This window comes from Echinicola arenosa, assembly GCF_014841125.1.
Lineage (GTDB): Bacteria > Bacteroidota > Bacteroidia > Cytophagales > Cyclobacteriaceae > Echinicola > Echinicola arenosa.
In genome coordinates, this window is sequence record NZ_JACYTQ010000003.1 from 402,905 (window position 1) to 416,760 (window position 13,856).

A 13,856-nucleotide genomic window follows, 5' to 3' on the forward strand; every position below is an offset into this window, starting at 1 on the left:
GTTTTTCGTTAACGGACTTTAATTTTAAAACGAATTAACGCATCGATTTATTTTTAAGTCGCTACTTTATACTAGCCTTTTTAATTCAATTCAAGACTTTATCCACAGAAACGATATTTTCGCTAGGTACCTGTCTGATTCTTTTGGTTCTTAAATAACGGCCCAATTCATATTCATCAAAATTAGGGCTACTAGGGTCAAAGCTGCTGATCCTAACCCTTCCCCTGGAGTGAATAAAGGAATTATTTCCTATCCACATTCCTACATGAACAATTCTTTCCGGTCTGTCCTCTGTAGCTTTTCTACCGAAAAACAATAAGTCTCCAACCCTAAGATTGTCCCAGTCTTTATCGGTATCCACCAACTCACCTTCATTTACTTGCTGAGAAGCATCCCTTGGAATCACTTGTCCATTGAGGAAATAGATCGTTTTGGTAAATCCACTGCAATCAACCCCCTTGATAGAGGTGCCTCCCCATAGGTAAGGTACTCCCATCATATTTTTAGCTGTACTGATCAAGTTATCATCGGTAAGCGACCTACTGGCTACCCAATCGATAAATGGTGCCGCAGTGGATTTATTGATGTATCCTGATCTTCCATCAGGCAATGCCACCTCATAATGGCTGTTGGATTCCCCCAACTTTTCGAGGAGGTTTCCTGCAGTGAGATCACTGACCATGGATGCTTCGGATTCATCTTCATAAACATAACCCAAAAGGCCTGTAAAGATCACTTTCTGGGCATTTTCCCACTTGGCCAATTCAGCATCATCCATTAATTCAATACCAGCTGCATCTACCCAAGAAATATAATGATCAGGGGTTTGGATCAAATACCAACTGCCTTCCTGCTTAAGTACATTAACGGGAGTTCCCATAGTAGCTTGAGTCGCCAGTTCTGCAGAATGTTTTGGAGCACTTCTGATATTGGCCACAGAGATGGTCACCACAGCGTGGGTTCTTCCGTCCAAATCTGCGTCGGGTAACAGGGTAACTGCATTGACAAACTCAATTCCAGCACTATCCAATTTTGTTTCCAAAGCTTTCAATGCAACAGGTAAGTTGGTCTCTCCTGCAAGAGTGTCTCCAGACCATTGAATATCGAAAAGAGCAACACGTTTATCAGGAGCATATTGTTCTTTGACTGTACTTACCAAATCTGATATATCCTTTTTTTCCTCCTGGTGACAGCCAAAAGCAAATGCTGTAAGGACAATAAACAGAAAACAAGGGGCAATGTTAATCTTTTTCATAATTAGGTAATCTAAAACACAAGTGTAAAATTACTAATAAAAGAAATCCCCGGAAAGTTCACCGGGGATTTGCTTTGATACTTAGTGCTTTTCCAATCCTGGGTTTCGCTCCAAAAACTCTTGGTACAATCTGATATGTCTACTGGTCATCGGTATTTTATAACCATCTATAAAGACATGCATGATTTGGGTACTGGTTTCAAATGGATCACCATCAGAAATGAACAAGGTGGCGCTTTTGCCCTCTTCAATGGATCCTAGATGATCGTCTACACCGAAGATCTCAGCAGGCACAATGGTAATAGCTTTTAAAGCTTCTTCTTTGCCCATACCATAGGCAGCTGCAAATCCGGCATTGAAGGGTAAGTTTCTCACATTTTCAGCGTCAGAAGTCCTAATAGCCACTTTGACACCAGCTTCTAACATTTTGCCTGGATTGGTATAGGCTGCATCATATCGGTCAGAGCTTCTCGATGGTAAAGCCAATACTGGTCCAGTGATCACAGGAACATCGGCAGCTGCAATTTCATCTGCTACTCGGAAACCTTCAGATACGCCAGTTAATATGGCATTTTGAACCGCTTTCTCTTTGATCCATTTTAAGGCATTCTTAATATCTTCAGCCTTATTGACTTCAATCAATAAAGGCAGTTCACCTCTTACCACTTTGGCCAACTGTTGCATTTCAGGGTAATATTGAAGGTCAGCTTCTGCGTCCTCCAGCTTCATATAAGTACTTGCTCTTTCCCAAATATCATTGATGTCCTTCAATGCTTTTTCTGCGTCCTTCTTGATTTCATCATCACTTCTTCTGTCCCAGCGGCCCCTTCTTGCAGAAGTAGGGAAGTTCATCGGAACTCCGTTGAAACCTGTGTACATTTGATCAGGGGTATAGCCGTTCAAATTGATCAAAGCTGCAGTTCCGGGAAAAAGGCCTCCAGAAGGAACGGACAATACGGTGGTAACACCACTAACTCTTGTCACTGGAATGCTCACCGAGTTTGGGTTAATAGCAGTCAATGCCTGCATATTTGGTGTCACATTACCTATTTCAGAATAATCCTGTGTTTCGGCCAGTGAACCAACTTCCACCAAACCTAAACGGGTTCCAGAATCAATCATACCAGGGTAGATAAATTGACCGGAACAGTCAATTTCTGTTGCTCCACTTGCACTTAGACCCGTACCAATATTTGAAATTTTACCATTACTGATCAATACATCTGTATTTTCCAGAATCCCATTGGTTACCGTAACCACGGTAGCTCCCCTTAAAAGAAAGGAGCCTCCTTCTGGCTTCAGTACTTCCCCTTCAATTTGCCCATAAGAAAGCACAGGCAGAAGGAAGAATAAAAGCACATATATCGTTAAATTAATTTTTCTCATTTTATATATAATTTCCTAATTATCAAATAATTAAAATCAATGAGTATGGTTAAAAGCTGCAGCTTCTTGCATAAACAATTCCACACCATGCATACATCGCTCATCTTCTGCTTTAAGGTAAACAGGTTCTACCATTTCTGTGGGGCTAACCTTTATTCTTTGGTCATCTTCATCTTCATTGATATCAAAATATTTGACACCATCTATAAAGGTCATTTGTGGCACAGCATAAACCGAAAGAGGGTGATGGTCAAAAATAACCAGATCGCCTTGCTTACCTTCCTCTATGGAGCCTACAAATTCATCAATACCCAATTGCTTTGCAGGATTGATGGTAATCAATGATAGTGCTTGCTCGTCTGTCAAACCGCCATATCGTTGTGTTTTAGCCGCTTCATGATAAAGATGACGAATCAGTTCATCGGAATCGGAGTTGATAGAAGTAACCACATCGTTTTCCATCAAGATGGCAGCATTATAAGCAGTGGAGTAATACACTTCAAATTTATAAGCCCACCAATCGCTGAAAACAGATGCTCCCATAGTATATTTTGCCAATTCAGGAGCTACTTTAAAGCCTTCATTTACATGGGTAAACACCAACTTATCCACACCAAAATCCCTACAAACATTGATCAACATATAGATTTCATCAGCCCTGTAAGAGTGGCAATGGATGATGATTTTACCATCTAGGATATCAGCCAGGGTCTGTAATCTCAAATCATAAGTAGGAGGGGTAGCGGTGTTGTTTTTTTTGCCCTTTACCGAATTGTAACTTTCCCATGCCTTTTTGTACTGTTGCGCTTCAGCAAAACCATTTCGAATAATCGCTTCAACACCCATTCTGGTTCTAGGTTGGATGTTTTTACCACGACCATGTACTCTGGTAGGATTCTCTCCCAAAGCAAACTTAATCGTTCTGGGAGCTTCTTTCATGAAAATGTCTTCAGGATTAGAAGTGCCATACCTGAATTTCATGGTAATACTTTGTCCACCAATGGCATTGGCAGATCCATGAAGTCCATGTGCCACAGTAGTACCTCCAGCAAGGGCCCTATAGATACCAACATCAAAAGGGTTGACCACATCGGCCATGGATACTTGTGCTGTAATGGGTGCTGAGGCTTCATTGACCACGTCCAAAGCCAGATGACTGTGGGCATCAATAATACCTGGCATCAAAAATTTCCCAGTAGCATCTATGGTTTCAATATTTCCAGATGCGGAAAGGTCTTTCCCTATTTTCTTGATAATTCCATCTTCTACCAAGACATCTGTTTCTTCCAAAGTCCCTTGTGTAACTGTCAGCACCGTGGCATTTTGGATTAAAACGTCGCCTTTAGGTGTTTGTGCATACAAAGATTTTGCTCCAAACAATACGATTGAGAGCATGATATATGTAAATTTCTTCATAGTTCCCATCATTATAAGTTAAAATCCGGCTCTTTGGTGGCAGTAAAAGGGAATGTCCCCATGTCTTTGATACTGAGGTTTCCTTCAAATTCATTTCCACTCAATGTACCTTTGGTATTTACAACTATTTCTTGCCCTTGAACGATGATGGAAAAGGTATAAGAAAGCTCTTTACCATCATAATGGACGTTTTCTAGTTGACGGGTTACTTGTCCGCTTCCATCTGGATCATCTACCAGAATCTCACCCTTTAAATTACCTGACTCCTGAGCAAATGTAATGGTACCTTTGGAAGTACCTCCGGGAGTTTCAGACGTATAATTCCATTTCCCCACTACATCTTCTACATTTTCATTTTTCTTTTTGGATTTTGAAGCTTCATATTCAAACAAATAACCATCAGCCATCACATATTTAATTTTAGCATCCTTACTAAAAAGGCTGTCAGTAGTCAATACAAGGTTGGCCAGTTTCCCTTTTTCAACTGTTCCAGTATAAGAACTAATCCCTAGCATATTAGCTGGGTTTGTTGTTAAAGCTGCCAATGCTCCTTCTTCACTCAAGCCGTTTTCAATCATGGTTTGAATGTTTTTGAATACGTCACCATTTTTTGCTCCTTTGGAACTAAATGCAAATGGGATTCCTGCTGCTTCAAATGAAGCTGCTTCAGACAAGGCTTCTTTATAGGCGGCAACCACTCTTTCATGGGCTTTTTTAGCCTCTTCGGTGGCATCCTCCATTTTTGCTTTCGAGGCTTTGTCATCAGGAAGGTCTAGGGATAACACTATCTTAGCGTCAGCACCCTTGATATCTTCAGCTAATTTGCTTCCTTCTTTTACACCAGTGATGACAACATCAAATCCCAATTCTTTCTTAAGCCTTAAAACTCGTCTAATTTCCAATTCATCTTCAGCTTCAAAAACAACAGGGATTTGGCCATTGATTACTTTATAAAATGCTTCTAGGCTTGGATCTTTTTCAGGCCTATTAATCCCATTTCCCTTTTCTTTGAAGAGCGAAGCATGTTCATATTTGAGCTGGGCATTTTTATAAAGTTCCCTCCATTTGGCCATTAAGCCTAGGATGGTTCCTGGATAAACACCTCTCGCCGTTTCAAACTGTGCATAAAGCCCTGTGGATTCGGCAAGTATGTTGGTTGATTCTTTATCACCATAAACGACCAGGGCAGTTTGACCAGGCAGCATTTCTCCTTTTGGAACTAATTGTGCAATGGAAAAACCTGCTTTCCTCCAATTGGTGATTTCTCCATTATTAATATCCCAGTATTGAAGCACTTCTCTTTCAGGAGTGATACCTGCCACTTCATTACTTGGATCAGAGGGGTCCATATCATCAGACCTTTTTACGTCCTCAGGCTTGCTTACTCCAGCTTCGGATGCTACATCAATGAAACCCGCATATACAAATAAAGAATCTCCCTTGATGACTTGTGCATCAATAGGAATATTTAAATCATTACCGACGGCTTTGATCAAGCCATCCTTTAAAATAATGGTAGCACTGGAAATACTTTTACCAGGCTGAGTAAAAACAGTTGCATTAGTAATGGCGTAAGTTCCTGTAATCCTTCTTTGTCCAGAGTGATCGCTCTGTGCAAAAGCTGGATTGATAAACAGCAAACAAAACATCAACACTAAATACATTAAAGTGTTTTGTCTTTTAATCATACAAGTTAGAGATAGGTTGGTATTTATACTTTTGTTAGAAACCTTTAAACTAGTAAAAGATTTATTTTTGGCCACAGCTTATTTTTTGAAAGGCATTATTTTTTTTGGAAGGTAATTTTTTTTTAGCCTTAAAAACATTTAAAGGCATAAAAACAAGTTCAAACCGCAAATAACATAATACGAAAATAAAACAGAGGAAATCGTGTTTATACGAATGGTTTTTGTTAATAGAATTATGACTAAAAGTCTATATTTTTAGGAATTAAAGTAATTTTATTAATCTGTCATGAAGGATATTTTAGTGATTGAAGATGACCAGTTAATTTTAAAAATGGTAGAATTCCGTCTTAAAAAGGAGGGGCACAATGTAAGTATTGCAGAAGATGGAAATCAAGGTATTCAAGCATTGGAAGAGCACTGTCCAGACCTAATTATTACAGATATCATGGTGCCGTTTAAAAGTGGGATCGAGATCATTGAATTCGCAAAATCCAAATACCCTGACTGTCCCATCATTGTTCTTAGTGCCTTGGGAGAAGAAGAAGGTACTGTTATGGAAGCTTTTAATATGGGGGTATCCGATTTTGTTCCTAAGCCTTTTAATCCAAACGAGCTGGCTATCAGAGTTAGGCGGCTCATTAACTAAAGGGAGTTTGTTGAAGTGATAAAAAAAGTTTGCTATTTCATTGTTTTTCTTTCGCTTGGCTTAGTCAATACCTCAGAAGCTTTTCAAGAGAAGGATTCTCTAGTTACTACTACATTTTTGAAAAAAGTAGGTAGGGTAGAATCTATGACTTTCAAGGTATCTAAAAATGATGATCAAACGAATAGCCTACCAGGGGAAGTAGCCAAAGAGTTTAATGACTTTAACCAGGCATTATCTTACAGAGACTCGCTACTTTTAACTGGCTTTGGCGATGCTGCTATTAAGTTTTACATATTTGATGAAGAAAAAGCTTTTGATGGAGTAAAGGAATACATTTCCATAATTAAGACAAATGACCTTTTTATTCCTGAAACAGAAATCATGGAGGCTAAAAATGAGATACTTTTGGCAGCCAATAAGCTGGATTTCAAAGCCTATTATACGTTAAGAAGCAGGATTTTTAATGATATTAAATTTATGATCCTGATGGGGATATTGACCCTTTTTATCATCACGTTCTTGGTATTATTATTTTTTCTCACTTTCGTAAGGTCAAAAAATAGAAATAAGGCCAATAGGATAAAGTTATACCAAAGTATCGTCGCAGATCCATTGAGTAATTTGTTGTTTACTTATGAACTTGAAGAAATTCAAGCTATGGACTACCAACAAATAAAAGGAATTTTCAATACGGAATATTTCGAAGAGAGCCTGTTCAAGGACACCTTGATAAAAGAAATTATCTATGTGAATAAAAACTTGAAGGGGGATTTTAAAGATAAACTGAAAGAAATATACCTGATCTTAAAGTTGAACAACTTTTCCCTAAAGAAGCTTAAGAGCAAAAACTGGGAAGACCAAGCATCCGGAATAGTAGAGCTTCATGAGATGAATATCAAAGAAGCTGTGCCGCAGTTAACACCATTGCTGCAAAGCAAGGTTTTCCTTGTGCGTACCAATGCAGTGAGGGCCTACTTGCACCTTTCTCCCAGCAAAGACCTCAAGTTTTTGGCCGATCAGGATTTCCCTCTTTCAAGATGGCAACAAATGTCTTTGTATAGGGTGATCAAACAAATCTCAAAAAACGAACAAGTCAAAGTAATTAACCTTCTTGATTCCGATAATCCCAGTATCAGGGTATTTGGAATTAAATTGGTTCGCCTCTTGGGCAGAATGGACAGGATTTCAGAATTATCAAAAATGTACCCTATAGCTACTTTAGCTGAAAAGGTAGAAATTTTAATCACTTTCAAATCTCTCAATGCATTTACCGAACTGGATTTGACCCACCGGGCTTTTTTGGGGCCTGAACCAAAGTTATCGGTTTTGGCAGCGGAGCTGATGGGCGTGATAGGAGATGAATCATCTGCAGATTTACTTTTTGAAAAGTTAAAACAAAAAGGCAACTCATTTGAGTTATTAAAAAGCATGATGGTGAGTTTGTTCAGTCTTGATAAGCAGAAGTTCGAAACAGTTGTGGAACAGCAGGATAATGAACAGTTGTATAAATTGAGAGCACATATTAAAGATTCTTTATTAGCCTATGTATAGTTTATTGTTTGAGCTTATCGTCCAAGTTTTTGGCATCTTCTTTTTGCTTTACGGGTTTGCCGTAATCATGATTTACATGACCATTACTTTACTTTCCGGACTAGAGCTTAGGAAACAACTTAAAAAGAACAAGTTTGTGGACTATAAAGATGTGATTACCACGCCTGTTGGCCCTGGCGTTTCAATCCTTGCTCCAGCATATAATGAAGGAAAGACTATTGTCCAAAATGTAAGAAGTTTGCTATCCTTGCATTACAGCAAATTCGAAGTGATTATCATCAATGATGGCAGTAAAGATGACTCTATTGATATTCTCATCAAAAATTTTGATTTAAGAAAAACCGATTTCGCTTTTGAGGCCTCCATTGAAACACAGCCTATTAAGGGAGTGTACAAGTCTAATAACCCTTCATTCGGTAAATTAATTGTTGTAGACAAAGAAAATGGAGGAAAGGCAGATGCTTTGAATGCAGGCATTAATATTTCAGGCCAAGAGCTTATAGCCTGTATTGATGTGGATTGTATTTTGGCGCCAGATTCAATTATAAGGATGCTGAGACCATTTTTGGAAGAAACCAACAAAAAGGTCATTGCAGTAGGAGGGGGCATTGGAATTGCCAATAATTGCGATATCAAAGACGGGACGGTGATAAAATACAGGGTGCCGGATACTATTTTAGGACGGTTTCAAGTCATCGAGTATTTCAGGTCTTTCTTACTGGGCAGGATGGCTTGGTCAAGGGTCAATGGTTTACTGCTGATATCAGGGGCTTTTGGCTTTTTTGACAAAGAGTTGGTGTTGAAAGTAGGTGGTTATTTTTCAAAAACAGTAGGAGAAGACATGGAACTGGTTGTTCGGATGAGGCGCTATATGGAAGAACAAAATATTCCGTATAAAGTAGCTTTCGTTTCGGATCCGTTATGTTGGACAGAAGTGCCTGAATCCGAAGAAATCCTTAGTCGCCAAAGGAACAGGTGGATGCGTGGCACCATAGAAACCCTTCAATTACACAGAAGTATGCAATTTAACCCAAAATATGGAATCACCGGCATGGTATCCTTTCCTTTTTGGGCCATGTTTGAGAAAAATGCACCCATTATTGAGTTTTTAGGACTGATTTACACAGTGACTTTGATTTTTATGGGAGAATTTAGTTCTGTCTATTTCATCAGCTTGTTTGTCCTCATTTATTTTTTCTCAGTAATGCTATCTTCATTCAGTATTCTATTTGAGGAATTGGCATTCAACAGGTACCGGGAAAAAGGGGATTTATTGAAATTAATTATAACAGTATTAAAAGAGCCACTTTTTATCCACCCAAAACTGATGCTTTGGTGTATGAAAGGACATTGGAATTTTATCAAAGGCATTGGTGGCTGGGGTGAAATGGTCAGAACAGGTTTCAACAATACAATTAAAAAAGGTACAGCTCAATCATGAACAGTAAGTGTATTATAGTGTGTTTGGTAATGCTATCCATTGGTTTTCACGCAAAAGCACAAGAGAATTTTGATCCTGACAAAAAATTCTTTGAAGCTAGAGAGATGGCTCTCAATGGACAAAGAGAAGAGGCTATTGAGCTGGCTTTGAAAATCGTAGAGAAATATCCAGGATATTCTGATGTTTGGATACTCTTGGGCAGAATCCACAGCTGGGAAGGGAAAAATGATTCTGCTTCTGTCTACTTTGAAAGGGCCATTGAAGAAAGTCCAGATTATGAAGACGCCTATATTGGCTATCTTGACAATTTGTTCTGGGCAGAACAATATGATAATGCGGAAAAAGTATTGGACAGAGCTTACAAGCAATTTGGAGAGGGGGCATCGTCCCAGTTAAAATATAGAAAGTCTAGGCTGTATTATTATAGAGAGGATTATAAAGAAGCCATTGACATAGCAGAATCCCTCTATGAAAATGAGGCTAAAATAGAAGGCCTACTCTCATACATTCAACGCTTAAAACGACTAACCATAAAAAGTGCAGTAGGGTTTACTTTTGATCATGATAGTTTTGAAGGCCAAATAAGTCCTTGGCAAACCTATTCCTTATACGCTAGAACACAAGCGGGCTTTATGGGAAATGTCATTGGTAGAGTGACTCATTCCCATCGTTTTGATGGATATGGTACACAATATGAGCTGGATGCATATCCCAGTTTGGGAGAGAATTCCTACGCTTATCTAAATGTAGGTGTTTCAAATGCCTCCTTTTTTCCAAATTATAGGTTTGGAACATCCATCTATTGGAGCCTGCCCAAAGCTTTTGAGTTTGACATAGGTTACAGACACTTGAACTTCAGTGAAACCACTCACATCATAACCGGATCAGTTGGAAAATATACTGGTAATTGGTGGCTAAACTTAAGGGCTAACCATGTACCCTCCAGTGCTGGGGGTTCGATCAGTGGAAACTTCCAGGCTAGGTATTACTTCAAGGGAGCTGAAGATTATTTTATGTTTCAATTCAGTACAGGAGTATCTCCCGATGAAGAGGACAGGGACCTTCAGTCTCAATTATTGGATTCTTACCGCGGAAGAGTAGGTTACCAACAGCTTTGGAGTCCTAAGTGGTTGGCGTATGCTTTTGTGGGCTATTCATATGATGAAATTACACCTGATAATTATCGCCCCAATCTTAATATATCTGTAGGAACGGAATTCAGATTTTAATGCCATCTAACCAATCTCCCTATAAGTTTACCAAAAGTGGCTTGAGCCTGATATTCACTTCTTTTCTGATAGTGATTACTCCTTTGATTGTAATTCCTGGAATAAGCCACTTGATCTGGAAGGTAAAACCATCTTCCAAGATGGATATCTTGGTAATTGATAAAACAGTCCCTGATAAAAGTCGTTTGGAACATCGCTCTTTTTTTTGGGCCTTAAAGCATCTTCGGATCAAAAGGCAGGATGGAGCATTTTATCAATATGATAAAGATTATTTGGGCTTTTATCCGAAGAAAGACGGAAACCACAAAGTAAAAAGTTTAAGGTACTACAGTGATGAGAAAATAGATTCTATATCTAAAGCATTGGATGTACTATACTTGGCTGACACTTATGGGGTTTATGAGTCTGATTTTAATGACCAGAGTGAATTGGAATTTTCCAGAAAAATCTATGGGGGGCTATCCTCCAATGACCTCAAATTGACCCAAAAAGTAATTGATGCAGAAGGTTTATTAATTGCCGAGTTTAATAGCATCGGCGCACCCACTTCATTTGCTTTTAGAACCCAATTCGAAAAAATGATGAATTTCAAATGGACCGGATGGATCAGTAGGTATTTTGATGAATTAAATCCTGAACTTAATGAAGAAATTCCAGAATGGCTCATTAATAATTATAAAGAACAACACAATGGAATATGGGAGTTTGAAGGTGCAGCTCAGGTCTTTGTGAGTGAAGAAGGAAGGATAGAAGTGCTAAAATATGGAGAGGACATAAGTAACCAAGTGCCCAAAGTTATCTCTACATTACAAAGCCAACAAAAATTTGATATACCAAAAGAAACCAATTATCCTTATTGGTTTGAAATATTGCGGATAGACAGGTCCTATGAAGTCATTAGCTACATCGATATGGCACCAACAAAAAGTGGAGAAGAAAAGCTAAGGGAAATGGGCTTGCCCAGATACTTCCCTGCTACTATTGTGAGAAATAACGGCAAAGGAAAAATCTACTATTTTACCGGAGATTATGCAGATAACCCAATTCCATTGAGTTCTGCACCGTTTTTTGGAGTTCCTACAATTTATAAATTAGTCAATGACAAGAACGATTACTCCAATAGGACTTCATTCTACTGGAATTATTATTTCCCTTTGATCAAGGAAATATTGGAGGAACATAGCCTAAACTAATACTTGTCTCTTTATTTTTGAGGCAAAATAGCATTGTTTTCCATTGCAAAATTATCTTTTGCTTTATACTCCTCAAAACTGCTATGAAGTCTGGAAAATATGTCTGGTCTGTCGATTAAATCTATATTCATATTATCAGAAATCATATATAGGTCATTGTCCGAAATAAAATAGTATCCATCCAAATAATCCCCAAATTGGTATTTGTTTCTCATCAATGCATGGGTAACCTTTGATTCAAATTGCGCTACCGTATCCAGGACTGTACCTCTCCATGCCACGGACTCAGGCATTTTTAAATTATAATTATGCTGAAGAAAAGCCAATAATGAAGGGGCAATTTCAAAATGGGTATTGACAGCATCCATGTATTTACTTCTTTTGAGCTTTGGTGAATAAATTATCAATGGAACATGAAACCTGTCTATTTTAGTAGACATTGGTATCTCAGGCAATCGATGATCCCCTGTAATGATAAAAATGGTATTGGCTGCTTTCTCCTTTTTTAAATAAGTAGTTAGAAATTCCTTGATCGCATCATCTACGTATAATATACTGGCCAGTTCTCGCTTATAATTTTCCAATTTAATGGTTGTGTGACTATAGTCCTTTTCTCTCAGAAACTTTTCAAATTTTTGATTGTAAACTTCCTGTTCTGGAATTACAAATGGAGAGTGTGAAGACATGGTCTGAAAAATATTCACTTGGGCCTGATCTGTAACGGGTAGCCTTTTTAGACCATTTCTGAAGTTCTCCTTGTCAGCATACCCCCAAGTAAATCCAGAAACTGATGGTGACTTTCGAAATTCAGGATCAAATTTATCTATATCCACCAAATTGTCAATTCCTTGATAGTTCATAAAAGCGGCAACATTGTCAAATTCTTTATCAGCGCCAATATAATAATTGACCTGATAACCATCCTTTTTTAACATTGAAAGCATGGTTGCATGATAAGGAATGGGAGTTTTTTCCATAAAACCGTTTTTACCAAATGGCAAGCCTCCAAAAATTCCAGATAATACTCCAAAAGTCCTTCCAGTCGTGGACAGGTTATTTTTCCAGTACAGACTGTGGTCTGCTAAAGAATCCAAAAAAGGCGTCCAACTCCCCAAGTAGGCGTCAGGACCTGAATAGGCTTTACCTAACCCTTCCACGATAATAAAGACTAAATTAGGTATCGTATCAAATTCAGAGAAATAAGGACCCAAAACGTCCGGGTAACTGTTTTTGTGAAGGAATGGATAGGATGGATCCAAGTATTCTTTTTGGACCAAGCTGTTTTGGTTAGAACTGTTTTCCAAATAAAAGTCAAAATAGATGTTTTGCGACTTAGAGAAATAATCGTAGGATTCCTCATAGAAATACAAAGATTTATTCTCTGCAAGGTTAGTTTCCAAATTAGAATAACCTGCCGGCATGGCTACTGGAATGATTAAAAGAACAATTAGAAAAATATAAGTAAAGACAGAAAATACGATTGTCGTCTTAAAACTATATTTAAATAAGGTCCCTGCATTTAAAATTAAAAAAACTATTGCCAAAGCAATAATCGCCCCTATCATACTAAATACATTCAATGCCCCCGCTGCTCTTACTGTTTCAATTAAATCAGCTACTGAATAAGTAAAGAAATCGGCACCTAGCGGTACCAGAGTTTCTGAAAAATAAAACATCAGGCAAACCTGTCCCAGTATCAAGGCACTGAGAATCAACTTATACATAAAATATGAAACCTTTGGCAGAACAACCCCCATGAGCATTTGGATAATAAAAAATATTCCCACCGTATATAACCCCCACTGGAAGCTTTGGAGAAGGTTAATCAACAAAACACTCTTGTTCGAAAGTGGGGCTACGCCGTGAATATTACCGACCCAAAAGACCTCAACTACGCTCAACAAAATCAATAATAAAAGGAAAACAATACTGATTTGCCAGAATTTATTCAAATTACTAGTAATATTACTGAACAAATTGGATTGAATAACCGTTTTTTGGCCCATTGTGCTTTGATAAATAATAAAATTTAGAAACCATTAAGGTTTCAA

General features: G+C 38.2%; 10 protein-coding genes. 5 read left to right on the top strand and 5 right to left on the bottom strand.

Translation table 11 applies throughout. The features are described from left to right. Positions 1–85 precede the first annotated feature (85 nt). From IFO69_RS10930 to IFO69_RS10945, 4 genes are all read right to left on the bottom strand, one after another. Positions 86–1,255 carry a C40 family peptidase gene (locus IFO69_RS10930; protein ID WP_192010140.1) on the bottom strand — a complete coding sequence of 390 codons (1,170 nt, stop codon included), beginning with the start codon at positions 1,253–1,255 and terminating at the stop codon, positions 86–88. A gap of 81 nt (positions 1,256–1,336) precedes the next feature. Continuing rightward, positions 1,337–2,641: an amidohydrolase family protein gene (locus tag IFO69_RS10935; protein ID WP_192010141.1), complete on the bottom strand. Its 1,305-nt coding sequence runs from the start codon at positions 2,639–2,641 to the stop codon at positions 1,337–1,339. 36 nt (positions 2,642–2,677) lie between these two features. Beyond that, the gene (locus IFO69_RS10940; RefSeq protein ID WP_192010142.1) at positions 2,678–4,057 is read right to left on the bottom strand and encodes an amidohydrolase family protein; all 1,380 of its coding nucleotides are present in this window, start codon (positions 4,055–4,057) and stop codon (positions 2,678–2,680) included. 11 nt (positions 4,058–4,068) lie between these two features. Then, positions 4,069–5,745, bottom strand: coding sequence for an amidohydrolase family protein (locus IFO69_RS10945; RefSeq protein ID WP_225444096.1), 1,677 nt, complete (start codon positions 5,743–5,745; stop codon positions 4,069–4,071). A 286-nt stretch (positions 5,746–6,031) separates the two neighbouring features. On the opposite strand from IFO69_RS10945, the gene IFO69_RS10950 reads away from it, so the two are divergent. From IFO69_RS10950 to IFO69_RS10970, 5 genes are all read left to right on the top strand, one after another. Beyond that, on the top strand, positions 6,032–6,391 hold the full coding sequence (locus tag IFO69_RS10950) for a response regulator transcription factor (RefSeq protein ID WP_192010143.1): 360 nt from the start codon (positions 6,032–6,034) through the stop codon (positions 6,389–6,391). A 117-nt stretch (positions 6,392–6,508) separates the two neighbouring features. Next, positions 6,509–7,942: a hypothetical protein gene (locus IFO69_RS10955; protein ID WP_192010144.1), complete on the top strand. Its 1,434-nt coding sequence runs from the start codon at positions 6,509–6,511 to the stop codon at positions 7,940–7,942. Continuing rightward, the gene (locus tag IFO69_RS10960) at positions 7,935–9,383 is read left to right on the top strand and encodes a glycosyltransferase family 2 protein (protein ID WP_192010145.1); all 1,449 of its coding nucleotides are present in this window, start codon (positions 7,935–7,937) and stop codon (positions 9,381–9,383) included. Before IFO69_RS10955 ends, IFO69_RS10960 begins: the two co-directional genes overlap by 8 nt. Next, entirely contained in the window at positions 9,380–10,612 is a 1,233-nt protein-coding gene (locus IFO69_RS10965; protein ID WP_192010146.1) for a YaiO family outer membrane beta-barrel protein, read from the top strand. The genes IFO69_RS10960 and IFO69_RS10965 overlap by 4 nt, the downstream gene beginning before the upstream one ends. Then, entirely contained in the window at positions 10,612–11,805 is a 1,194-nt protein-coding gene (locus IFO69_RS10970) for a hypothetical protein (protein ID WP_192010147.1), read from the top strand. Before IFO69_RS10965 ends, IFO69_RS10970 begins: the two co-directional genes overlap by 1 nt. 11 nt (positions 11,806–11,816) lie before the next feature. Here IFO69_RS10970 and IFO69_RS10975 read toward each other — a convergent pair whose 3' ends face one another. Beyond that, positions 11,817–13,529 carry an LTA synthase family protein gene (locus IFO69_RS10975; RefSeq protein ID WP_225444097.1) on the bottom strand — a complete coding sequence of 571 codons (1,713 nt, stop codon included), beginning with the start codon at positions 13,527–13,529 and terminating at the stop codon, positions 11,817–11,819. Positions 13,530–13,856: the final 327 nt, after the last annotated feature.

Coding starts and splice junctions, on each gene's coding strand:
- IFO69_RS10930 (WP_192010140.1), bottom strand. CDS start 1,255: ATGAAAAAGATTAACATTGCCCCTTGTTTTCTGTTTATTGTCCTTACA.
- IFO69_RS10935 (WP_192010141.1), bottom strand. CDS start 2,641: ATGAGAAAAATTAATTTAACGATATATGTGCTTTTATTCTTCCTTCTG.
- IFO69_RS10940 (WP_192010142.1), bottom strand. CDS start 4,057: ATGAAGAAATTTACATATATCATGCTCTCAATCGTATTGTTTGGAGCA.
- IFO69_RS10945 (WP_225444096.1), bottom strand. CDS start 5,745: ATGATTAAAAGACAAAACACTTTAATGTATTTAGTGTTGATGTTTTGT.
- IFO69_RS10950 (WP_192010143.1), top strand. CDS start 6,032: ATGAAGGATATTTTAGTGATTGAAGATGACCAGTTAATTTTAAAAATG.
- IFO69_RS10960 (WP_192010145.1), top strand. CDS start 7,935: ATGTATAGTTTATTGTTTGAGCTTATCGTCCAAGTTTTTGGCATCTTC.
- IFO69_RS10965 (WP_192010146.1), top strand. CDS start 9,380: ATGAACAGTAAGTGTATTATAGTGTGTTTGGTAATGCTATCCATTGGT.
- IFO69_RS10970 (WP_192010147.1), top strand. CDS start 10,612: ATGCCATCTAACCAATCTCCCTATAAGTTTACCAAAAGTGGCTTGAGC.
- IFO69_RS10975 (WP_225444097.1), bottom strand. CDS start 13,529: ATGTATAAGTTGATTCTCAGTGCCTTGATACTGGGACAGGTTTGCCTG.